Genomic DNA, 21,112 nt, shown 5'->3' on the forward strand with positions numbered 1-21,112 from the left:
CTGTGCTGTGAATCTTCTAATATGTAACATTTCACATTCTGCATATCAAAGAATAACTGAAAGCGTTTCATCCGTCAACAGTTTTTAAATTTGTCAAAAGCAATGTCGTAGCTTATAATTTTTGTAACATGTTAAATGCTACAGATTTTTCGATAGAAAGAAGGAATCCTGCCTTGTCGGAGATCGAAACCTCCCTATTAACCACACAGGTTTATAATGTAATCCGCCGAAAAATTCTCGGCGGCAAATACAGTGCAGGCGAAAAGCTGGACATTCACAAGCTGGCGGAAGAATTTGGCGTCAGCCGCTCGCCGGTCAAGGACGCCATCAATCAGCTGGTGCATGAAGGGCTGGTTGAAATCATTCCCCGAAAAGGAACTTATGTCACCCAGATGGACTTAACCGATTACATAGAGTTGCATGACGCCCGATTGATGATTGAAATGTGGGCGGCGCAAAGAGTCGTCAAAACCGTTCAGGACGAGGAAATCGCGCAATGGGAGCAGATTATCCGAGAGATGAATTCTCTCCTCGATGTCCATCCATTTCCCTTTGAATTGTACAACCAGCTCGATTTGAAATTTCATCGCAAGCTCGTCCAATGGACAGGCAACAAAAAAGTTCATGACATGTACTTTGCCCTGAATTCACACGTTACCTTATCCCGCATCGTATACTCAACTTCCTTCGAAAGCACCCTATCACGGCACAAGGACCACGAGAAATTACTAGAGGCTTTGAAGGAGCGAAACATTCCCAGCTTCCTGGGAATCTTGCAACTACACATTGAAAGCGTCAAAAAGGAAACCGAGCGCCGTTGGAACGAGCTCATGAAAAAAGAATGAGAACAGAAGCAGCCACCGACCGGTTGACGGTCAAGTGGCTGCTTTTTCATCATTACATCATCCGCTGCCGCTGCGCTTCGAACAGCAACACCGTCGCCGCCATGGCCACATTCAGCGATTCGGCGCGGCCGGTGATCGGAATAATGACATTGTCCTGCACTGCGGCCGACACTTCTGCGGACAATCCGCCGCCTTCGCTGCCGAATACGAGCCAAACGCCGCGCCGAAAATTGTAATCGTAACAAGATTGCGCGGCCTGCAGGCTAGTTCCGACGACCGTAACGCCGCGCTCGCGAGCTTCCGGCAGCAGTTCCGTCAAATCCGCTTCCGTGACGGGAACATGGAATAAGGCGCCCATCGTGGCGCGGAGCGTTTTGGCGTTGTACACATCCGCCGTTCCGCGACCCAGCACGACCGCGGTAGCTCCGCAAGCTGCAGCGCTTCGAATGATGGTGCCTACATTGCCCGGATCCTGCACGCCGTCGAGCACCGCTACGAGGCCGGCGTCGGGATCGAACAGCTTGTCCGGCGGCAAACTCTTCTTCTCCGCAACGGCAAACACAGGCTGCGGCGTCTGGGTGGAGCTGCATTTGGCGATCACTTCCGGCGACACGGGCACCCAAAGCGGTCCGGCCGTGCCGGCCTGCTCCGACTCGGCGTACACCGCGAGCTCTTCCGGGATGCCCGCTCCGGCATCAAAGGCCACATGCGTTACCGGCCACCCCGCGCGCAACGCTTCCTCCACCAGGTGGGCGCCTTCGAGCAAAAATTTGCCCTCCCGCTCCCGGTGTTTCCGTTCCGTCAGCTTCGCCCATTCCTTCACGCGCGAATTGGATGAAGAACTGAGATAAGGCTCAAGCTTCGGCATATTCCTGCTCCAATTGGGTCAATTGGTCGTTCCGTCCCACGATCACGAGCACATCGCCCTCTTCCAGCAAATCATCCGGCCTCGGGGTGATGTTGATTTCACCGTCGCGTTTGACCGCCAGTACGTTGCAGTTGAATTTAGCCCGAATGTCCAGCTGCTTTAAGTTTTTCCCGATGATGGCGGAAGATGCCTTCAGCTCTACGATGCTGTGCTCAGCAGACAATTCGATATGCTCCAAAATGTTCGGCGATATGAGCTGATGCGCGACCCGCAATCCCATATCCCGCTCCGGGTAGACGACTTTATCCGCTCCGATTTTGCCCAGCACTTTGCCGTGCAGTTCATTCTGAGCCTTCACGATAATAAACGGAACGCCCATATCTTTCAATACCAGCGTCGTCAAAATGCTGGCTTGGATATTTTGTCCGATTGCCACGACCACCACGTCGAAATTGCGGATTCCCAGCGCGCGCAGCGCCTCTTCTTCGGTAGAATCCGCGGATACCGCCTGCGTGACGGCATGCGCCACATCCTGAACGCGCTCCTCGCTCTCGTCGATGGCGAGCACCTCATATCCCATTCCCGCCAAATACTTGGCGACACTGGAACCGAAACGGCCGAGTCCGATGACCGCAAATTGTTTTTTAAGCATGTCCCGTTCCCCTCTCCGTAACAAGCAACTATTTCCTATTATAGCACAAGAGACCCCCGCGGCAGCAGGAGCCCCTTAGCGATCACCGTTCTCTGTCCCGGCATTCGTATACGATCGATCCGCCGACCACCGTCGTTTCGACCAACGGGTAATCCCGCCATTTACGCACGAGGATCAAATCCGCGGCTTTGCCCGGTTCCAAAGATCCGATTTCTCCCTCCCGTCCGATCGCACGTGAAGGATTCAAAGAAGCCAACGCAGCCGCCTCAGAAAGCGGCACCCCTTGCTTCTCCAGGTCGAATACCGCTTGAAGCAGCGACGCGGGATGATAATCTGAGCAAATAATGTCCGCCGCATCGGCGCGGACAGCCTCCGCCGCATTCAGATTGCCGTCGTGGGATCCGCCCCGTACAATATTCGGAGCGCCGACGCATACGTTCATGCCCCGGTTGCAGGCGAACCGGGCGGTCTCCATGTCCAGCGGAAACTCGCTGACATCCGCGTGAAAAGCCAAGGAACGCTCTACCGCTTCCTTGGAATCGTCGTCATGGGAGGCGATGGCGATGCCGCATTCTCTCGCGTACCCCGTCAAGTCGCGAAGCGTATCCCAATCGACCCGCTTCCGCTTCTCCTGCAGCTCCGCTACAATGTGCGCTACCTCGTCCACGCCGACGCCTTGGTTTTTCATCACATAGCGCTCAAAAGCCCCCGGCTTCCGATACTGCCCGATTCCCGGCGCATGATCCATCAAGGACAAGTAGTCGACTGCCCCTTCTTCGATGAGCTTCCGTGCGAGCGGCATCCCCGTCAAATGGGAAACCTCATACCGCAAATGAATGCCGTGCCGGATCATCGAGCGCTCCTCCCGGCAGGCGCGGATTAACTCGATCATTTGGCTGACGAGATTCTCACCCCGCAAGCTCAAACCCACACCCAGCGACAGAGAGTGGAGCATCGTCGTAATGCCGTGCCCCGCCAGCTTTTTCTCGAATTGCAAAAATGCCATCATCATCGGAAAAAGGGTGTTCGGCCGCGGCTCCGTCTCCTTCTCGATGGCGTCGCAATGGATGTCGACCAATCCGGGCAGCACCCATCTCCCCTCGGCATCCACTACTGTGTCACCGGCTTCCTCGGCTTGCCGGGCCAACCCCTCGGCAATGTCCGTAATACGCCCGTTCTCGATGGCAATGTCCGCCTTCGTGACTTCATGCGGGAGAACGACCGTCCCTCCGCGTATGATCAACCGACTCATCCGACCACATCCGTTTCGAATCATTTCTCTACCCAATTTTATCAAATGCGAAACACGAAATTTGTCGACGTTTGTTTGAAATGCTGATACAATTCATTTGGAACGCAGGCTGTTCCCATTTTGAGCGGTGAGGTGTTCATAAATTGGATATTATCGCATTAAAAAGCCGAATGGACGCAAGACAACTGATGTTGTTGGAATCCGAAGTCAAAAGTCAGGGCAAAAATATGTTTCTGGCATATGTTTTATGGTATTTTCTTGGATTACTCGGCGGCCACCGGTTCTATATGCAGAAAAAGGGCTCTGCCGTCGCGATGCTGATCCTGTCCATCACCGTGATCGGACTGATCGTCACAGGCATTTGGATAATCGTCGACGCTTTCTTGCTGCATACGTGGGTCAAAGATCACAATCGCCAGCTGGAATATAAGCTCGTACATGAAATCTTGGGCCACCAAGCGCCTCCGGCGCCGTCCAGCTTCTAATCCGATGAACAAAACGGATCTGTCCCTGGAACAGCTGATTTTGCTGCAGTCCGAAATGCGCCATGCCGAGAAGTCTCTCGCCCTTGCGTATTTCATGCTGATCGGCGGTCACCTCGGCGTACACCGTTTCTACTTGCGGCGTTTCGCCAGCGGCGGCATTCAATTGGCGCTGTTCTTGGTCGCCACGGCCTGTTACTTCGTGTACGGAATCGCCGATGCTGTAGATGAAACCTGGCGCCCTTGGCATGCCGTGCCGATTGCCTTCCTTGTGTTATCCGGGCTGGCTTTGTTCATCTGGATTATCGTCGACATGTGTATCCTTCCGCGAATGGTGAGAGAGTGGAATTCGGCCAAGGAGGCCGAAATCATCTCTCAGATCACCCAAATATCCTGATAACGACTAAAGCGACAAAGAGCCTCCGGCCGGTCATGGGCTGGAGGCTCTTTGTCATGTTTGCCGATGTGCTTAAAGTTACGGAGCCGTCTCCAGAAATTTCACGTCGGGCATCCGCTCCATCGCGGTGCGCATCGCGTACTCGTTCTCGAAAAGCGCCACGTCGTTGTCGTTCTTATCTTTCACCAGCGTCGAATTGATCCGGAATTTCGAAGGATCTACCTTGTCGGCGACGATCCATCGTGCGAATTGGAAAGGTGTGCGGGACAACAGGATATCGACGCCATACTCGTTCTTCATCCGGTACTCGAACACCTCAAACTGCAGTTGTCCGACCACTCCGAGATAGGTGTCTTCGAAAGGACCGACCGAGCGGAAAACTTGCACCATGCCTTCTTCCGTCAGCTGGTCGAGTCCTTTCAGGTACTGCTTTTGCTTTAGCGCGTTCTTGATCGTTACTTTGGCGAAAATTTCGGGCGAAAACGTCGGCAGCTCGTCGAACGTGACGCTGCTCCCTTCGCTCAGGGAATCGCCAATACGGAAGATGCCCGGATCGAACAAGCCGATAATGTCGCCCGGATAAGCGGTTTCGACGATATCACGGTCCTGCGCGAGGAACTGCTGCGGCTGCGACAGCTTGATCTCTTTACCCGCACGCACGTGGCGGACCGACATGCCGCGTTGGAACTTGCCGGAGCATATGCGCAGGAAAGCCAGGCGGTCGCGGTGGGCCGGATTCATGTTGGCCTGGATTTTGAAAATATATCCCGAAAACTTCTCGTTTTCCGGTTCGATCGGTCCATCCGTGCTGCGGCGGGGGGTTGGAGGCGGCGCGAGCTGCAGGAAGTTTTCCAGGAATGTCTGCACCCCGAAGTTGTTCACTGCGCTTCCGAAAAATACCGGCGTCAGCTCTCCGATTTTGACCTTCTCGTAATCGAACGGATCTCCGGCCACGTCGAGCAGCTCCAGCTCTTCAATGAGCTTATCCGCCAAGTAGTCGCCCGCCATTTCGCGGATGACCGGATCGCGGTAATCCGATACTTTGCGTACTTCGATGGTCGAATGATCGTTGCCTTGGAACAGCTCGACCTGGTTTTTCATCCGGTCGTACACGCCGCAAAGCTCGCGGCCCATGCCGATCGGCCAGTTCATCGGGACGGAGCGTATGCCGAGCACCCGCTCGATCTCCTCGAGCAGCTCGAAAGGATTCTGGCCTTCGCGGTCGAGCTTGTTGATGAACGTAAAAATCGGAATGCCGCGTTTGCTGCACACCTGGAACAGCTTGATCGTCTGCGCCTCCACGCCTTTGGCGACGTCGATCAGCATGACGGCGCTGTCCGCTGCGGTCAGCGTACGGTAGGTATCTTCACTGAAGTCTTGGTGACCGGGAGTGTCCAAAATGTTAACCTGCTTGCCGGCATACTGGAACTGCATGACCGACGAGGTAACGGAGATTCCCCGCTGTTTCTCGATTTCCATCCAGTCGCTTGTCGCGTGGCGCGCGGCCTTGCGCGCTTTGACGGAACCGGCTACATGAATGGCTCCTCCGTACAGGAGCAGCTTCTCCGTCAGCGTCGTTTTCCCCGCATCGGGGTGAGATATAATCGCGAACGTGCGGCGTTTATCGACTTCCTGCCTCAGTTCGGTGCGAGTCGTTTCGCTCATGAATTCGATGATCCTTCCCTCGTAAAATAACAGCTTTCATTATAGCACAAAAAAGGTTACCCGGCGTGCCCAAGCGCGCGCGGGATAACCTTCTCCCCATCATGTTAACGCGAAGCGTTATATTGCTGCTGCTCGGTGTTTGGAGAGCTTAACGTCTCATGCGTTCTTTCACAGAAGCATTTTTGTCGATACGCAGGTCATCGCGATATTCCACCCGCCCGATTCGGCAGCCCGGTCCGATCGTCACCCGGTTGCCTCTTACGACAGAAGCGGTTGTATACTCAAGATGCACGGTATCCCCTTCGATCAGATCCGAGGTCAACTCTCTTTCGCGGCGCGAAGAAAGAACGGTGTTAAACCAATGGACCCGGCTTCGTTTCACGGTAATAGAGCCGCCGCCGATTTCCTTAGCCCGGGAATATCCGTGCAGTCGGATGTCCACTTCATCCGCATTCAGCAATCCGTCCAGCTCTATCGCTCCTCGTACCTGGAATGACTCTGCCTCGCAATTACCGGATGCTTGCAAGCCGCCGGTGATCTTAACCTGTTCTCCCGTCAGATTGCCGGACACCTCGATCTGGCCTATCGCGCGTATTTTGGACACTTTCATGTCGCTGTGAACGTGGCATTCCCCGGTCAGCTTCAGAAGAGCGGCCTGCAGGCTTCCATCCAAGTCGACCGTCCCCATGCACTTCAAGCTGCGGCAGTACAAACCTCCCGACATCTTGGCTTCTCCAGTAATCCGGACGTTTCCGAAACGCCCGCCGGCCGAAGCTGTGGTGCCCACCAGCTTCAAATCAGGCAAAATGGCTTCCGTCACCGGTCTTCCTCTCCTTTCCCACTTTCGCCGCCGGATGCTTGATCAATTCCGAACGATATTCGACGAGTCCGATTCGGCAGCCGGGACCGAGGATCACGCGGTTGCCCCGGACAATGGAAACGTGAGAATGCTCCAAGTCCGCTTCATCGCCTTCGATCAGGTCCGCCGTCAGCTCCGGATTCCAGACCGGAAACATTCGCTGCCATAGTTTTTTCCACGCCCCCTGGACGCCTTTACGCACGCGGATTGATTCCCCGCCGATTTCCCGAGCTTTGCCTTTTCCGTACAACCGAATGTCCAACTGCCCGGCGTTCAGAAGCCCGTCAATCTCAAATCCGCCTTCGGCGTCGAACCTCTCGAGTGAGCAATCGCCCTTGACGTTCATGCCGCCTTTCAGCACCAAAGTTTCTCCGTGCACAGGCCCCCGCACGTCCGCATATCCGTCGATTTGCGAGGATTCAGCCGACAGCCGCCCCTCGACCTTCAACTTCCCTTCACAGCGCAGCGAGGCCGCTTGCAGATCCCCTCTCACCGTTACGATTCCGCTGATTTTGCACCCATCGTCGGCCTGCACGTTTCCTTCCACCTTGCCGACCCCTTCTATCGTAACTTGGCGGTAATGCCCGCCCGGGGCCGTGCTCACACCGCTGATGTGCAAATCCGGCACCTTGTGGTCCATGGCCGGTTCCTCCCTCATACCAGTTTACCTTTCAGCTCTTCGATGATTTCCGTAAGAGAAAGGCGGGCAATGACCTTCACACCTTTTTCGAAAAACAGCTCGGTCGGCATCGACAGCAGAGCGAACCAGGAAACCCCCATTTTCCGAACAAAGACCAACTCGCAGGCTTTCCCTTCGAACTTCGGAAAAAACTCCTTCAAGGTCTCGAGCAGCCGTTCGCCTTCCTCCAGACTCATATCGCCCGCCTCAAGCAGCTTGTCGATCACGTAAAAAAATAAAATCATCTCGAACGTATATACCGTGTGATCGGGGTCATTCGGTGCGAATGCTTGAAGAGCTGTTCGCGAAACAATGTTGCGCTTTAAGAGTTCGCTGCTGCGCATTTCATAATCGGGCAAAGCCGGGGACAGTTTTCCCGCTACTTGATCGAGGGAAAGATCATCCTTCATGTTCAGAATTTTATCGATTCTGCTCAAGATCAGCTCTTTCGGGAAAAAGGTCTCTTGGCCGGTAAATGTCGATTTGCGAATGAACCATTCTTCCGGAATGAGTTGTTTTCTTTTCCACCGGTACAGCTGGCCGTATGAAATGCCCGTCAAATCCAGCAGCTCTTTTTTCGAGATCAATTCTCGTTCCATCCTCATCAACTCCACCGTCAGTGTAACATAACATTGTTACGTTAAGCAAGAGGAAAATGGAAAAAAGACCCTGCCGCCCATTAGGTGACAAGGTCTCCCCTTGTATGATCGTTTATTGCTCGGCCAGCAGGAATGCCCGTGCCGGTGCAGCGTCGATACCCGTCAGCTTTAGCGGAGCCAGGATCAGCGTATAGGGACCGGCCTCCACATGCTTGAGCCGAAGCCCTTCTACGATGATGACGCCGGCGCGCATCAACGTGCGGTGCGTCGGGTATTCCGGCTGCGCGCGCTCGATTCCGAGGGAGTCGGTAGCGACCAGCGTGATGCCGATGTCGGCCAAATAAGCGGCGCCGTCCTCCCGAAGGAACGGAAACTCGAGGTCGAACTGTTCGGTCATCGAACTCGAGGTTTTGAAGAGGATCCGCTCGCCTCGTTGAATCGCGAACGGCTCCAGATCTTCTTTGGTGATGTACCCCTTCACATGGGTCAAATCCAGGACGCGCGCAGGTCCGCACAGTTGCTCCAGCGTCACGGTCTCGATCGTGTCGCCGCCCGCCAGCATGTGCAAAGGCGCATCGACGTGCGTTCCGCAGTGGACGTCCATGTCCAGCCGGCTCTCATGCGGTTTCCCCTGATCGTGGTTTTGCACGTTCGTAATACGCGGCTTTTTGTGCTCATAGCTCTTCCATACCTGCATGCCTTCCTCAATCGTCATGCTGATATCGATAATCCGCCCCAATCCCATGTCAGCACCTCCGGCTATTCCGCTCAAATTTATTTTTCGCTGTTGGTGACCCAAATCACGTTGTCTTCATCCTGCCCGTTGACGGGCCACCAATGGAAGCCGTCCTCATGGAGAAGCTTTTCCGTTTGCGCCGGCCCCCAGCTTCCAGCCGGATACAAGGCCGGCTCGATCGCGTGTTCGCGCCAAGCGGCCGCAATCGGGTCGATCAGCTGCCAAGCGGCGGCCAGCTCGTCCCAACGGGTGAAATACGTGTGATCGCCGTGTACGGCATCATAAATCAACCGCTCATAAGCCTCCGGCGTGTTGATGCCGATCTGGCAGCTTTGGCAGAACTCCATCGCCACCGGTTGGATCGTCGTCTCGTTGCCCGGTCTTTTCGCATTAATTTTAATGTAGATGCCTTCCATCGGATTGACGCGGATGACCAGCAAGTTCGGCAGCAGGTCCTGTCTCCTTGCGAACAGCACGTTACCCGGCACGTTTTTGAATTCCACGACGATCTCGGTCGATTTCACCGGCAGCCGTTTGCCCGTACGCACATAAAACGGTACGCCCGCCCAACGGAAATTGTCGACGAACACGCGAGCCGCGAAGAACGTTTCGGTGACCGATTCCGGATCGACGGAATCCTCTTCCCGGTAGCCCTTCAGTTCCTTATCCCTGACCGTCCCTTTGCTATACTGACCGCGTACAATGTTCTTCCGTACTTCGTCGGGCGAAGCGAATTTGCGCACCGAGCGGAGGACCTTCACCTTCTCGTCGCGCACATCCTCGGGATCCAGCCGGCTCGGCGGCTCCATGGCGATCATGGTCAACATTTGCAGCATATGATTCTGCACCATGTCCCGAAGCGCGCCGGATTTATTATAATACGCGCCGCGCTCTTCCACGCCGACCGTCTCTGACAGCGTGATCTGCACGTTGGCGATATGCTTGTTGTTCCAGAGAGGCTCGAAGAAGGCGTTGGCAAACCGGATCATCTGGATGTTCTGGACCATTTCCTTGCCGAGATAATGGTCGATCCGGAACACTTCGTCTTCCCGGAATACGCGGCAAATTTCCTCGTTCAGCTTCTCTGCCGACGGATAGTCGTAGCCGAACGGCTTCTCGATGACCAGCCGGTGCCAGCCCGGCGACTCCAGCATGCCGCCGTCACGCAGGTTGTGCGACACCGTGCCGAACAGCTCCGGTGCAAGCGCCAAATAAAAGAGCCGGTTGCCGGGAATGTCGAACCGCGTTTCCAAACGTTCGGTGAGCGACTTCAGCTCACGGAAACCGTCCACGTTCCCGATATCCAGCGAGTGATAGCTGAAATGCTCGGCGAACGCCGTCCACTCGCCGGCTTCACCGGGTTTGTAACGGCAAAATTCCTGAATGGATTGATGCAGATCGTCACGGAACTGAGTCTCCGTACGAGGGCGGCGCGCCACTCCGACGACCGCGAACCGTTCCCCCAGCTTTCCTTCGCGATAAAGGCTATATAATGCGGGAAACAGCTTGCGGCGGGCCAAGTCGCCCGTCGCTCCGAAAATGAAATACACCGCTTCATGTGCAGTAAGGTTTTCCATTTTATTCTCCGGCATGTTCCTCATCTTTCTTCCAAGCGGATAGTTTGCGCCGTCTCCGGCGCCCGCGGATTGCTGTAATAGTTTAGCGTTGTAGTGTAGTTTAGCATATTCATCCGGCTAACGCCATGTCCTGGGATGGGATCTCCCCGTTAGCGGAAAATGAGCAAAACACCCGGTTACAGGCCCATACGCATGAGCCCGCAGATGAATAAACTGCCTCTGAGGTTTATGGAAAGGAGGAAGGAGCCATGTTCGAGATGCGCGTTGCGCCGGAAGAACAACAGCTGCGCCAATTTTACGGAATGCCCGTACGTCTTGTCATGAAAGACGGCAGCTTCAAAATGGGTCGCCTGACAGGCTGCAGGGGAGGCCGGATCATTCTGAACGGGACCGACGGCGATGATGCCGAGACCGGATTGTCCCGCAGCAAGCATTCCCGGCGGAACAGCCGTACCCGATCCCGCAAAGCGAAAGACACACCCGTCGGCGCTTTTCCGGACGCACCACCCGAAGTAGCGGGCGGGTTCGGGTTCGCTCCGTTCGGTCCGGGACCGGCGCAATTTCCGGCCGTTCCCCGGGAGTCCGTTCCGCTTCATGCGGTAGATTCGGTCCTGATTTTGTGAATCCGGGCATGCGCAACAACGCCCGTGGCAGCCGAGGCGGCGACGGGCGTTTTCCATCCGGGATCTCCGAATGGCAAGCGATTCGATTGATCTTCATAGGGTAATAAAGTAGCAATCAAGCATTCCGGCGAGGTGATGGGTTGTGCTGAGATCGTGGCGCGTATCGGAACGCTGGGGACCGGTTTCCCGGATTCGGCGGGTTGAACCGTTCCGGGAGGACGAACCCGCGGAAAGGGAATGGATTCGGTACATGCCTTCGTTCGACGGCCGCGCTTCATACGGCAGGGAGAAGCGTGTTTTATGGCCTGCCGACTGGTCCTCCGCCGCTTTATATAACGAATCGGGTCTACTCAGGAACCTCGACGCTATGGCAGTCGGACAACAGTTGGATTTTGAGGTCTAAATGAATTTTCGGGGGCTCCCCCAAAAGTAATCGGATTACGCTACGAAGCTTGACGTCACTTTTGGGGGAATGATTTATTCCGCCAGTCCGTTGCGGTGCGCATAGATGGCCGCCTGCGTGCGGTCATCCACCCCGAGCTTTCCGAACAGGTTCGTCAAATGATACTTTACCGTTTTCACTCCGATGAACAGCTCATCCGCCACTTCCTGATTGGACTTGCCCTGCGCGATCAACTTCAGCACTTCCATCTCCCGCTCGGTCAGCTCGTCGTGAGGGGGAGCGCTATTTTGGGCCGGTCGGCGGAACCGGTTCATCATTTTGGATGCGACCTGCGATTCCAGCACCGACTGGCCGCGGGCGGCAGCCCGGATCGCATCCGCGATTTCGGAAGCGCGGGACGTTTTCAGCAAGTAGCTGAACGCCCCCGCTTCAATGACCGGATACATTTTCTCATCGTCTAGAAAGCTGGTGAGCACAATCACGCGGATATCGGGCATTTCTTCCGTCAGCCGGCGCGTCGTTTCGATTCCGTCCATGCCCTCCATCACTAAATCCATCAGAACGACATCCGGCTTATATTCGCGGGCCAGACGCAAGCCATCCATGCCGTTGCCGGCCTCGCCGACCACTTCAATGCCTTCCTCCGTACCGAGCACCGCCGCCAGTCCGATTCTCACCATTTCATGATCGTCCACCAGCAGCACCTTCACGAGTTTCTCCTCACTCAACCGACTCCACCCCCATCGTCATCAACGGCACCCGGATCTCGATCCGCGTTCCTTTGCCGGGCGCACTAGCCACATTGAACGAACCGCCAAGCTCGCTCACGCGTTCTTCCATATTCATCAGGCCGTAAGAGGTCTGTTTTTTCGCATGCAAATCGAAGCCGACACCGTTATCCCGTATGCCTAGCCGGACCGCTTCGCCCCGCCGCTGAAGCTCGATGCCCATTTTCGTGGCCTTCGCATGGCGCAGCGTGTTGGAGATCGCCTCCTGCACGATCCGGAACAAATGGTTTTCCATCCCTTTGTTAAGCGGCAGGTCCTCTTCCATATCCAGCGCGATGTCGATCGGCACCTTCGCCTTCATTTCCTCCACCAGCTCGGGAATCGCCTGGGACAAGCGCTTGCCTTCGAGATGGATCGGACGCAAATGAAGCAGCAAAGCGCGCATTTCCGACTGCGCGGCTGCGGCCATCTCCTCGATCAGCTCCACCTGGCGTTTGGCGCGATCGAAGTCCTGATCCAGCGTCCGGCTGAGCGCAGTGGCCGTCATCGAGATCGCGAACAGCTGCTGGCTTACCGCGTCGTGCAGCTCGCGGGCGAGTCTTTGCCGTTCCTCGACGACCGCGCTCATTCGCGCCTGGGACGCCAATTCGGCGTTATGGCTCGAAAGCCGTTGAAGTGCGGTGACCTGCTCTTCCCATTTGCGTCCCATTTTGCCGAGCTGTTCGCCGAGCCTGCCGATTTCGTCGTTCCCCAGCGGCGGCAGCGGCGGACTCGGATTCCCTTTTTCCAAAAGCAGCATCGTTTCACTAAGCAGCCGAAGCCGGTGTCTCACCGGATAACCGCGCAAAAATCCGAAAGCGGCCCCGGCCACCGTCAGGACGACGATGGTGACCAATGTGAACGTGATCACGGAATTCCATGGGTACACTTCCACCGCCAATCCGTAACGGATCAACAAATAGATGACAAGCGCTCCGATGCACAGAGAGAAAAGGACGGCTTCTCCCATCTGACGCCACACCATATTGGCGACCTTGCGCGACTCCATCCTTTTCCCTCCCTGTACCGGCTACACTGTACGGATCTTGATATCTCCTACGAGATAAAACAATTGCAGTTTCAACCGATATTCCCGTTCTTCATAATCGGGGGACCGCCAGGAGAGCCGATGCATCATGCCTCCGTCCCTCGTTTGCCGGAAACCGATCTGCCCCACCATCACCGAGGCTTCGACATGAAGCCCGTAATCTTCGGGCACGGTGAGATCCACATCGCCCACCAGGCCTTGTAAAATAATGATCGTTTCTTGTTCCTCCGGGACGGCCACGGTCATATCCATCCGGATTTCCCCGACCGCCTGCCAGATGCTCATCGACTTGAGCACCCACGATTGCTCGTCCAGCCGGATGTTCAGCATCAAGCGGTGGGCGCTTCGATAAAGCCCCGGCATGTTCGGCCGTCCGCGGAAATAATAAATGCCGAGCGACGCCAAAATAATGATGGCAAATAGCGCAAATTGGTTGATGATGAGCATCAGCGAGCTGACCGCGATGAGCAAAATCGACCACCGGGACCTGTCCCAGCGGTAACGGTAAATTCCGAGCAGCAGCAGGAGCACGGCGTTGACCGTGGCGAATCCCGCCACGCCTCCGAGCGCGAGGTACAATCCGGCCGCGATCAGTAAAAAAGCGTTGCTGGCAATTATCATGACTGGCCGTACCTCCCCCCGCTGCATTGGAATCCCGGTTTCTACGGCGAAAGCCATAACGGAATGTTCCCGTTATGGCAGATCGCGATTTGCGCTGTCAGCGTGGTGCCGGCACTAAATTCCGACACGCAATGTATAGCATACCATAGGTTCTCTCTATGGAGAACGGTGGATTATTCGGCTTCCGACTGCGGTGCCATCCGGCTTTTCAGCGCGGCCAGCTGCTGCTCCACTTGGAACGATTTTTCCGGATCCAGGCGGATCGGCGCTCCGGTGATCGGGGAGCTGGGCATGCGGGCCACATCGGCTTCCGCTTCCAATTGCAGAATGCGTTCTTCCATGCGGGAGAAACCGCGGGAGGCATTGCCGCTTTCGATCGTGTGAAGCGCGGTCGATTGGGCGATTTGTTTGCGCGCGTTGGCCATTTGGGCACGTGCGGCAAGCTCGTTGCGCTTATTACGCAGCTTGTAGTACTCTTCCTTCATTTCGTGCAGCTGCCCTGTCAGCTCAGCAACCTGAGCGCTTGCCTGCGTATGCAGACCGCCCAGCTCGTGCGCTTGCTGATCGTACTGCACTTTCTCTTCCAGCAGCTTGCGGGCCAGCATTTCGTTGCCGCTCAGCAGCGCCTGTTCCGCCTGTGCTTCACGCTGCGCACTGAGGCGCGCTCCTTCTTCCAGACGCTGCTTCATGCGGCGCTCCGCCGCCATTTGGCGGGCGACCGTAACTTCGGCATCGCGGATTTCCACTTCCATGTCGCGGAGATATTGATTCAGCATGACAATCGGATCTTCCAGTTTATCCAGCAAATCGTGAATCGAAGCTTTCGTCAAATCTTTCATTCGTTGGAATACACCCATGGGTTATTCTCCTTTCGAGTCCTTCTCCATTTTGGAGATTTTATGTTTGAGCTCTTCAATTTCCCGTCTTAACGCCTTTTTCTCAATATCCTCCATCATGGCATCCAGCCCTTGCTTCTGCGTGCCGGCTGAAGGAGCCGGTCCCGCGCCTCCAACGGGATGTCCGCCATGTGCAGCCGGTCCTGTTCCCGGCCAGCCGCCCGTTCCGTGATTCCAGCTCGGGCCGCCGTAATGCGGCTGCTGACGCGGCTCCGATCCCGGCCATCCGTATCCGTGCGGGGCCGGTCCGGGGCCGTACGGTCCGCCGTATGGCTCCTTCGGAATGACAAAACCGGCAATGATGTACACGAAAATGATGGATCCGGCGGAAAACACTGCAACAATCACAAGCAAAATCCGGAGCAATGTCGCGTCGACGCCCAAGTATTCCGCCACTCCGCCGCAGACGCCGAATATTTTCCGGTCCCGCGACGATCGATACAATTTACGCATCCTGATACCCTCCCAGCCGCTTAACTTCCTTGCTGCAATTTCTGCTTCAGCTGCTGCAGCTCGCGCTCGATCGTTTCGTGAACAGCCGTGCCGACCCGGTACATCGTTTCCTGGCCGAACCGCCGTAAATCCCTCAGACTGCGCGTTTCCAGCTCGATGTCGGTCAGGCGGTCATCCAGCCTTTGGAACATACCCGACGGATCGTCCGTACCCGGACCGAATCTCGCGTTCAGCCTCTGCTGCAGCCGCAAGGACTCCATTCGAGCCACATAGAATTGGCGGCGGTCATATACGCTGCGGTACTCGCTGCGCAGCTCCTGCAGCAGCTGCTCCAAATCGTTCAACTCGTGCCGGCTTTGCTCATAAAGCTGCCGGTAACGCTCCGCTCTTTCCTCATGGGCCACTTTATCCTGCAAGGCCAGTTTGGCGGCATATTCTTCTCCGGCTTTCAAAGCCGTGAGCGCTTGCTCCTCGCGTTTGGCCGTCCAGTGTTCGGCGTCTTTCCACTGCTTATACAGACTGTCCGTATGAGCCGAGTATTGCCGCTGCAGCTGTTCGCACTGCACGATTTCCTGATGCGTCGACCAAAGGAACTGATCAATGACGCGGACGGGATCCTCGGCTTTCTCCAACCGGTCGTTCAAAGTCGCGACCGTCATATCCCGCACTCTTTTGATAACGCTCATCCGTTGCTCTCCTCCGTTTCCGGCTTGATTCTTTACTCATCTCATCAGATTCTCGCGCCGGGTCTGCGCCGAATCATCGACACACCCAAAGCGATCGCCGCAATCGCCGCCACCCAGACGAACAAGAACGACAGTTTGCCCAGCAGCATCATCGCGCCTATAATCCCAAGAACAGCGCCCAGCATCCTGCTGCCGTTTTTCCATGCCATCACGCCGAGAGCCAGTACCAGAATCGGGATCAGCAGGCCGGCCAGGAACCCGAAGATACCGAGTTTACCCAGGACAAGCAACGCGCCGAAACCGATCAGAAGCACCGCAAGCCCGTTTCCGCTTCTCATTTGTTTCACCTCTTTTCTCTCACTCACAATCTCATTGTAAACGCACGCGCATTTGTGCATAACGGACTTACGCATGTTTTTGATCCTAGACTGCGGTCGGGGCCGAAGGCCGTCTTAGGACCTTGTCCGCTCCGCCTTCCGCCTATCCCGGTGTTTCGAAACCGTGCCCGGACGGCTAATGGGTTTTAAGACAGCAATAGGGAGGAGGAATCACGATGCCTTGGAAACATGGAGATTACCCCGAGTCCCTCAAAAACTTCACCGCCCCTATCCGCGACAAAGCCGTGGAAATTGCCAACGCGCTGCTGGAGGAAGGAATGGACGAAGGGCGCGCCATTGCCATCGCCACCGCCCGCGCCAAAGAGTGGGGCGAGGACCATGACAAGCAAATCCGCAAAAAGGGACATTAGGCGGTTCGACGTTCATGTATCGTAAACAAGGGAGATCGCCGAAGGCGTCTCCTTTTTTTATTAGAATTTATTGACAACTGCATTTAAGGTTTGTTATTTATTAATAAATAAATTATCTCTAAGGAAAGGAGGTTGCATTCCCCCATGAGCCCAAAAGAGGAAGAATCGAAAAACCGGAAAGCCGAAATTCTCGAAGCCGCTGCCGCCCTGTTCGCGGAATCCGGTTATTATAAAACGACCACAGCCGACGTCGCCCGGGCCGTCGGGGTGACCCAGCCCTATGTGTTTCACTTTTTTAAGTCGAAGGAGCAGTTATACCTGGCCGTCCTCGACAACGCCTATGAGAAGATTTTGCATGCCTTCAACACGGCCGAAGCGCCTCCCGAACAGCTGCCGGAAGCGATGGGCAAAGCGTTCGCCGATCTGCTCGCCACCCACCGGAACGAAATCTTGCTGGTGATGATGTCATACGCCACGCCGGAGGACGCGGTGAGACAGAAGTGCCAAGAAAGATTCGATACGGTGTATGAGAGAGTGAAAAGCCGCTTCGAACAGGCAGGCATTCCGGATGCCGCCGGCCGCGCGCGCGATTTTATCGGGCAGGGCATGATCATCTCGCTTGCGGAAACGTTGAACCTGCCGAAATTGCTGCCTTGGCATGGCAAACTGGGACCGGACTGCGATTAAGGAATACTGGCAAAGCGATTGGTTGACAAGCGCTTTGCCATTTTTCGGCCATAGTATTTATTGATCTATAAATAAAAAGGAGATGAATTTCAAAATGTTTACTGCATCTCGTATTCGTTTGTTGGCTGTGACATGCGCTGCTTTGTTTATGGCCATGCTCGACAATTTGGTGCTGGGTGTCGCCCTCCCTTCGATTCAGAAATCTTTTCAGGCGAGTGTGACCGATCTTCAATGGTTCATGAATGCTTATACGTTAGCCTTCTCGGTGCTGCTCATCCCCTTCAGCGTTCTCGGAGACAGGTTCGGACGAAAAAGAATGTTTTTAACCGGCGTCGTGCTGTTCACGCTCGGTTCCGCACTGTCCGGTTTGAGCGATAGCTCGATTCAGTTAATCTGCTCGAGAGCGCTGCAGGGAGTCGGCGGCGCGGCCATTGTGCCTTTGAGCCTAACGCTCGTTCACTCGGCCTTCCCTGAGAAAATGAGAGCCGCCGCGCTCGGCATTTGGTCCGGTATATCGGGCCTCGGCCTGTCCGTCGGCCCGCTGGTAGGCGGCCTGATCATTGAAGGAGCTCCTTGGCAGCTCATCTTCTGGGTCAACGTGCCGGTAGGTGTGTTAGCACTCGTTTTGGGCGGAATGTGGCTGCAGGAAGCGAAAGGGGAAAATAAACCGGTCGATCCGGTCGGGATTTTGCTGCTGGGTATGGGATTGTTCGGTGTCGTCTTCGGACTGGAACACGGCAACCAAGACGGATGGGGATCCATGACCGTAGTCGGTTCGCTGATTAGCGGCGTTTTGCTGCTCGGGTTCTTCTACTTATGGGAGCGGACTCGCAAGCAACCTTTCGTCCGCTTCCATTTTTTCCGAAACGGTAAATATTCAGCGTTGATCTTCGCGGGGTTTTGGATGAATGCGGGAATTTTCGGCTCCATCTTCCTTCTGACCCTGTTCCTGCAGCAGGCACAAGGCTATTCTGCACTCGAAGCCGGTGTTCGCGAAATGGTGTGGACCGGCTGCACGATGATCGCGGCCCCTTTAGCTGGTTTGGCGGTATCCAAAATCGGCGGACGCACCGTATTGTCGATCGGTATGTTGTTCCAAACGCTGGCGCTTCTCGGCTTCGGCGCCCTTATCTTCTGGGAAGGTGCGGACGTTCCGTTCGGGTACATTGCCCCGTTCATGATGCTTGCAGGCACAGGCATGGGCTTAAGCTTTACGCCTCTTGCACACGGGATACTGTCTTCTGTACCCGCGCAGTCATCCGGAGAGGCCAGCGGTGTGAGCAACGCCACTCGTGAACTCGGCGGCGTCTTCGGTATTGCAATCGGAGGGCTCATCTTCGAGTCGGGTTCCGTCATTCAAACCCCGACCGATTTCGGCGATCATGTGGTGCCGGCGTTGCTGGCCAGTTCAGCCATGATCGCGTTAGGTCTCATCAGTATTCTGCTCTTCGCACGATCCAGGGCCAAAGCGCAGCGTGAAATGGAACAACCGGTTGTAAGCAGCACGGAAATAACGGCATAACACCATTATGCTACTAGAACAGAGAGGTCACCCTAAAAAAGTGACCTCTCTCTTTTAATATATAGCCGTTCATACTGTAACGATAATTTGCGAAATTACAGCAGCCAACCTGCGTACAAGTTTTCCACAACGACATTTCACGAAACTACAGAACACTTTGGAGCAGCAATATGGTCCAATGGTTTCTCCAGTTTCGCAAAATGAAATTACAACGCATCATTACTTGCCAAATGGCATTCCTATTTCGCAAAATGTCGTTAGAGATCAGATGCCCCGGAAAGGTGAAAAGAAAAAAAAGCTCTCGAGATCGTGTTCATCTCAAGAGCTTGTTGTTTATGTAGTGGTGCCGGTGAAGGGACTTGAACCCCCACTCCCTTGCGAGAAACGGATTTTGAGTCCGTCGCGTCTGCCATTCCGCCACACCGGCATGTAAGTGGCGCGCCCTAAGAGATTCGAACTCCTGACCTTTTGATTCGTAGTCAAACGCTCTATCCAGCTGAGCTAAGGGCGCACGCTATGAAATTGTAGTGGAGGCGCCACCCAGATTCGAACTGGGGGTAAAGCTTTTGCAGAGCTTGGCCTTACCACTTGGCTATGGCGCCAGATATAAAATGGAGCGGAAAACGGGATTCGAACCCGCGACCTTCTCGTTGGCAACGAGATGCTCTACCACTGAGCTATTTCCGCAGAAGTGAATGGCTGGGGATCTAGGATTCGAACCTAGGAGTGACGGAGTCAAAGTCCGTTGCCTTACCGCTTGGCTAATCCCCAATATTCATTTGGTGTAAAAATGGGGCGATCGAGGGGACTTGAACCCCCGAGTGCCGGAGCCACAATCCGGTGCGTTAACCACTTCGCCACGACCGCCATAATATTCAGTTTGGCAGGGGCAGCAGGAGTTGAACCCACACCAACAGTTTTGGAGACTGCTGTTCTACCATTAAACTATGCCCCTATGGTAAATCGTATGGGTACTCGACCATGGGTAAACTGGTGGAGGCTGATGGATTTGAACCACCGAACCCAGAGGGAGCAGATTTACAGTCTGCCGCGTTTGGCCACTTCGCTAAGCCTCCACGACAACGAAAATCAATGGTGCCGGCGAGAGGACTTGAACCCCCAACCTACTGATTACAAGTCAGTTGCTCTACCAGTTGAGCTACACCGGCAAGGTGTGTAATTCTTTCATGGATGGTGGCTCGAGACGGAATCGAACCGCCGACACGAGGATTTTCAGTCCTCTGCTCTACCAGCTGAGCTATCGAGCCGTTTGTTCTTCACTTTTTGAAGATAAATGGCGGAGCTGACGGGATTCGAACCCGCGGTCTCCTGCGTGACAGGCAGGCATGTTAGGCCTCTACACCACAGCTCCAGGAAGATTAACTCGATCAGTTCAGGTAAAGCAATTGGTTGCGGGGGCAGGATTTGAACCTGCGGCCTTCGGGTTATGAGCCCGACGAGCTACCGGACTGCTCCACCCCGCGTCGTTATTCATCATCTTCCATTTCAAGCGGCGTTTCTTATCATACCTTAAACCGTACCGCTTTTGCAACCCCAAATTTTTGAGATTCGAGAAGAAGATTTTGGTGACCCGTAGGGGATTCGAACCCCTGTTACCTCCGTGAAAGGGAGGTGTCTTAACCCCTTGACCAACGGGCCATGCGAAAATTTGTTTCTGGATCCCCGAAAAGTAATCGGAATAAGCTGCAATGCATCGCGTCACTTTTTGGGGTAAAATACTGGCGGAGAGAGAGGGATTCGAACCCTCGAGACGCTTGTGACGCCTACACGATTTCCAATCGTGCTCCTTCGACCAAACTCGGACATCTCTCCATATGGCTCCCCGAACTGGACTCGAACCAGTGACAACACGATTAACAGTCGTGTGCTCTACCAACTGAGCTATCAGGGAATATTGTAAAGCCGGCCTGGCGGCGTCCTACTCTCCCAGGACCCTGCGGTCCAAGTACCATCGGCGCTGGAGGGCTTAACGGTCGTGTTCGGGATGGGTACGCGTGGAACCCCTCCGCCATCACTACCAGACCAA

General features: G+C 55.1%; 24 protein-coding genes, 15 tRNA genes and 1 rRNA gene. 8 read left to right on the forward strand and 32 right to left on the reverse strand.

Annotated features, from left to right (window positions below; all coding sequences use genetic code 11):
- Nucleotides 1-173 precede the first annotated feature (173 nt).
- Nucleotides 174-845, forward strand: a complete 672-nt coding sequence (locus E5161_RS18080; RefSeq protein WP_136779288.1) for a GntR family transcriptional regulator — start codon at nucleotides 174-176, stop codon at nucleotides 843-845.
- 52 nt (nucleotides 846-897) lie between these two features.
- Here the strand turns inward: E5161_RS18080 and E5161_RS18085 are convergent, their stop codons facing one another.
- From E5161_RS18085 to E5161_RS18095, 3 genes are all read right to left on the reverse strand, one after another.
- Nucleotides 898-1,713 (reverse strand): TrmH family RNA methyltransferase, encoded by an 816-nt coding sequence (locus tag E5161_RS18085; RefSeq protein ID WP_136779289.1) that lies wholly within the window; start codon nucleotides 1,711-1,713, stop codon nucleotides 898-900.
- Nucleotides 1,700-2,365 (reverse strand): potassium channel family protein, encoded by a 666-nt coding sequence (locus E5161_RS18090; protein WP_136779290.1) that lies wholly within the window; start codon nucleotides 2,363-2,365, stop codon nucleotides 1,700-1,702. Before E5161_RS18090 ends, E5161_RS18085 begins: the two co-directional genes overlap by 14 nt.
- Before the next feature lie 82 nt (nucleotides 2,366-2,447).
- Entirely contained in the window at nucleotides 2,448-3,617 is a 1,170-nt protein-coding gene (locus tag E5161_RS18095; protein WP_136779291.1) for an alpha-D-ribose 1-methylphosphonate 5-triphosphate diphosphatase, read from the reverse strand.
- A gap of 143 nt (nucleotides 3,618-3,760) precedes the next feature.
- On the opposite strand from E5161_RS18095, the gene E5161_RS18100 reads away from it, so the two are divergent.
- A complete protein-coding gene (locus tag E5161_RS18100; RefSeq protein ID WP_425456539.1) occupies nucleotides 3,761-4,102 on the forward strand; it encodes a TM2 domain-containing protein in 342 nt (113 codons plus the stop codon).
- A gap of 4 nt (nucleotides 4,103-4,106) precedes the next feature.
- On the forward strand, nucleotides 4,107-4,496 hold the full coding sequence (locus E5161_RS18105; protein WP_136779292.1) for an NINE protein: 390 nt from the start codon (nucleotides 4,107-4,109) through the stop codon (nucleotides 4,494-4,496).
- A 78-nt stretch (nucleotides 4,497-4,574) separates the two neighbouring features.
- Here E5161_RS18105 and E5161_RS18110 read toward each other — a convergent pair whose 3' ends face one another.
- The 6 genes from E5161_RS18110 to zwf all read right to left on the reverse strand — a co-directional run bounded on the left by E5161_RS18110 (nucleotide 4,575) and on the right by zwf (nucleotide 10,611).
- A complete protein-coding gene (locus E5161_RS18110) occupies nucleotides 4,575-6,161 on the reverse strand; it encodes a peptide chain release factor 3 (RefSeq protein WP_136779293.1) in 1,587 nt (528 codons plus the stop codon).
- Nucleotides 6,162-6,309: 148 nt separating this feature from the next.
- Complete coding sequence (locus E5161_RS18115; RefSeq protein ID WP_136779294.1) at nucleotides 6,310-6,981, reverse strand: hypothetical protein; 672 nt, start codon at nucleotides 6,979-6,981, stop codon at nucleotides 6,310-6,312.
- On the reverse strand, nucleotides 6,959-7,660 hold the full coding sequence (locus tag E5161_RS18120) for a polymer-forming cytoskeletal protein (protein ID WP_169306752.1): 702 nt from the start codon (nucleotides 7,658-7,660) through the stop codon (nucleotides 6,959-6,961). The genes E5161_RS18115 and E5161_RS18120 overlap by 23 nt, the downstream gene beginning before the upstream one ends.
- 14 nt (nucleotides 7,661-7,674) lie before the next feature.
- Nucleotides 7,675-8,298, reverse strand: coding sequence for a YhbD family protein (locus E5161_RS18125; protein ID WP_136779296.1), 624 nt, complete (start codon nucleotides 8,296-8,298; stop codon nucleotides 7,675-7,677).
- 112 nt (nucleotides 8,299-8,410) lie between these two features.
- Entirely contained in the window at nucleotides 8,411-9,037 is a 627-nt protein-coding gene (locus E5161_RS18130) for a cyclase family protein (protein ID WP_136779335.1), read from the reverse strand.
- Between the two features lie 35 nt (nucleotides 9,038-9,072).
- Nucleotides 9,073-10,611: a glucose-6-phosphate dehydrogenase gene (gene zwf, locus E5161_RS18135; protein ID WP_246042410.1), complete on the reverse strand. Its 1,539-nt coding sequence runs from the start codon at nucleotides 10,609-10,611 to the stop codon at nucleotides 9,073-9,075.
- Nucleotides 10,612-10,859: 248 nt separating this feature from the next.
- Here zwf and E5161_RS18145 point away from each other — a divergent pair, with 248 nt between their 5' ends.
- Both E5161_RS18145 and E5161_RS18150 read left to right on the forward strand, forming a co-directional pair.
- Nucleotides 10,860-11,234: a hypothetical protein gene (locus tag E5161_RS18145; RefSeq protein WP_136779298.1), complete on the forward strand. Its 375-nt coding sequence runs from the start codon at nucleotides 10,860-10,862 to the stop codon at nucleotides 11,232-11,234.
- Between the two features lie 142 nt (nucleotides 11,235-11,376).
- Nucleotides 11,377-11,637, forward strand: a complete 261-nt coding sequence (locus E5161_RS18150) for a hypothetical protein (RefSeq protein ID WP_136779299.1) — start codon at nucleotides 11,377-11,379, stop codon at nucleotides 11,635-11,637.
- Nucleotides 11,638-11,711: 74 nt separating this feature from the next.
- Here the strand turns inward: E5161_RS18150 and E5161_RS18155 are convergent, their stop codons facing one another.
- The 7 genes from E5161_RS18155 to E5161_RS18185 all read right to left on the reverse strand — a co-directional run bounded on the left by E5161_RS18155 (nucleotide 11,712) and on the right by E5161_RS18185 (nucleotide 16,446).
- A complete protein-coding gene (locus tag E5161_RS18155; protein ID WP_136779300.1) occupies nucleotides 11,712-12,365 on the reverse strand; it encodes a response regulator in 654 nt (217 codons plus the stop codon).
- Nucleotides 12,358-13,413 (reverse strand): HAMP domain-containing sensor histidine kinase, encoded by a 1,056-nt coding sequence (locus E5161_RS18160; protein ID WP_136779301.1) that lies wholly within the window; start codon nucleotides 13,411-13,413, stop codon nucleotides 12,358-12,360. Before E5161_RS18160 ends, E5161_RS18155 begins: the two co-directional genes overlap by 8 nt.
- Nucleotides 13,414-13,434: 21 nt before the next feature.
- On the reverse strand, nucleotides 13,435-14,073 hold the full coding sequence (gene liaF / locus E5161_RS18165) for a cell wall-active antibiotics response protein LiaF (RefSeq protein WP_169306753.1): 639 nt from the start codon (nucleotides 14,071-14,073) through the stop codon (nucleotides 13,435-13,437).
- A gap of 173 nt (nucleotides 14,074-14,246) precedes the next feature.
- Nucleotides 14,247-14,930, reverse strand: a complete 684-nt coding sequence (locus E5161_RS18170; protein ID WP_136779303.1) for a PspA/IM30 family protein — start codon at nucleotides 14,928-14,930, stop codon at nucleotides 14,247-14,249.
- Nucleotides 14,931-14,933: 3 nt separating this feature from the next.
- The gene (locus tag E5161_RS18175) at nucleotides 14,934-15,422 is read right to left on the reverse strand and encodes a PspC domain-containing protein (protein ID WP_136779304.1); all 489 of its coding nucleotides are present in this window, start codon (nucleotides 15,420-15,422) and stop codon (nucleotides 14,934-14,936) included.
- A 20-nt stretch (nucleotides 15,423-15,442) separates the two neighbouring features.
- A complete protein-coding gene (locus E5161_RS18180) occupies nucleotides 15,443-16,108 on the reverse strand; it encodes a PspA/IM30 family protein (protein ID WP_136779305.1) in 666 nt (221 codons plus the stop codon).
- Between the two features lie 44 nt (nucleotides 16,109-16,152).
- Nucleotides 16,153-16,446: a LiaF transmembrane domain-containing protein gene (locus E5161_RS18185; protein WP_136779306.1), complete on the reverse strand. Its 294-nt coding sequence runs from the start codon at nucleotides 16,444-16,446 to the stop codon at nucleotides 16,153-16,155.
- Between the two features lie 215 nt (nucleotides 16,447-16,661).
- On the opposite strand from E5161_RS18185, the gene E5161_RS18190 reads away from it, so the two are divergent.
- From E5161_RS18190 to E5161_RS18200, 3 genes are all read left to right on the forward strand, one after another.
- On the forward strand, nucleotides 16,662-16,856 hold the full coding sequence (locus E5161_RS18190; RefSeq protein WP_136779307.1) for a DUF2188 domain-containing protein: 195 nt from the start codon (nucleotides 16,662-16,664) through the stop codon (nucleotides 16,854-16,856).
- A 144-nt stretch (nucleotides 16,857-17,000) separates the two neighbouring features.
- Nucleotides 17,001-17,543, forward strand: a complete 543-nt coding sequence (locus E5161_RS18195) for a TetR/AcrR family transcriptional regulator (RefSeq protein ID WP_136779308.1) — start codon at nucleotides 17,001-17,003, stop codon at nucleotides 17,541-17,543.
- 94 nt (nucleotides 17,544-17,637) lie between these two features.
- Nucleotides 17,638-19,065, forward strand: coding sequence for an MFS transporter (locus E5161_RS18200; RefSeq protein WP_169306754.1), 1,428 nt, complete (start codon nucleotides 17,638-17,640; stop codon nucleotides 19,063-19,065).
- Between the two features lie 341 nt (nucleotides 19,066-19,406).
- On the opposite strand, the gene E5161_RS18205 is transcribed toward E5161_RS18200, so the two are convergent.
- The 16 genes from E5161_RS18205 to rrf form a co-directional block, all read right to left on the reverse strand.
- A tRNA-Leu gene (locus E5161_RS18205) sits at nucleotides 19,407-19,492 on the reverse strand.
- A gap of 7 nt (nucleotides 19,493-19,499) precedes the next feature.
- A tRNA-Arg gene (locus E5161_RS18210) sits at nucleotides 19,500-19,576 on the reverse strand.
- Nucleotides 19,577-19,593: 17 nt separating this feature from the next.
- Nucleotides 19,594-19,667, reverse strand: a tRNA-Cys gene (locus tag E5161_RS18215).
- A gap of 10 nt (nucleotides 19,668-19,677) precedes the next feature.
- Nucleotides 19,678-19,752: transfer RNA gene (locus E5161_RS18220), tRNA-Gly, on the reverse strand.
- Between the two features lie 9 nt (nucleotides 19,753-19,761).
- A tRNA-Gln gene (locus E5161_RS18225) sits at nucleotides 19,762-19,836 on the reverse strand.
- Between the two features lie 20 nt (nucleotides 19,837-19,856).
- Nucleotides 19,857-19,932: transfer RNA gene (locus E5161_RS18230), tRNA-His, on the reverse strand.
- 14 nt (nucleotides 19,933-19,946) lie between these two features.
- Nucleotides 19,947-20,020, reverse strand: a tRNA-Trp gene (locus E5161_RS18235).
- Between the two features lie 36 nt (nucleotides 20,021-20,056).
- Nucleotides 20,057-20,141 (reverse strand) — tRNA-Tyr (locus E5161_RS18240).
- 17 nt (nucleotides 20,142-20,158) lie between these two features.
- Nucleotides 20,159-20,234, reverse strand: a tRNA-Thr gene (locus E5161_RS18245).
- A gap of 23 nt (nucleotides 20,235-20,257) precedes the next feature.
- Nucleotides 20,258-20,333: transfer RNA gene (locus E5161_RS18250), tRNA-Phe, on the reverse strand.
- A 27-nt stretch (nucleotides 20,334-20,360) separates the two neighbouring features.
- Nucleotides 20,361-20,437, reverse strand: a tRNA-Asp gene (locus E5161_RS18255).
- Between the two features lie 35 nt (nucleotides 20,438-20,472).
- Nucleotides 20,473-20,549 (reverse strand) — tRNA-Met (locus E5161_RS18260).
- 100 nt (nucleotides 20,550-20,649) lie between these two features.
- A tRNA-Glu gene (locus tag E5161_RS18265) sits at nucleotides 20,650-20,724 on the reverse strand.
- Between the two features lie 81 nt (nucleotides 20,725-20,805).
- Nucleotides 20,806-20,898 (reverse strand) — tRNA-Ser (locus E5161_RS18270).
- A 3-nt stretch (nucleotides 20,899-20,901) separates the two neighbouring features.
- Nucleotides 20,902-20,977 (reverse strand) — tRNA-Asn (locus tag E5161_RS18275).
- Nucleotides 20,978-20,991: 14 nt separating this feature from the next.
- Nucleotides 20,992-21,108 (reverse strand): 5S ribosomal RNA (rrf, locus tag E5161_RS18280).
- Nucleotides 21,109-21,112 lie beyond the last annotated feature (4 nt).

It is taken from the genome of Cohnella pontilimi, from assembly GCF_005049045.1.
Taxonomy (GTDB): domain Bacteria; phylum Bacillota; class Bacilli; order Paenibacillales; family Paenibacillaceae; genus Cohnella; species Cohnella pontilimi.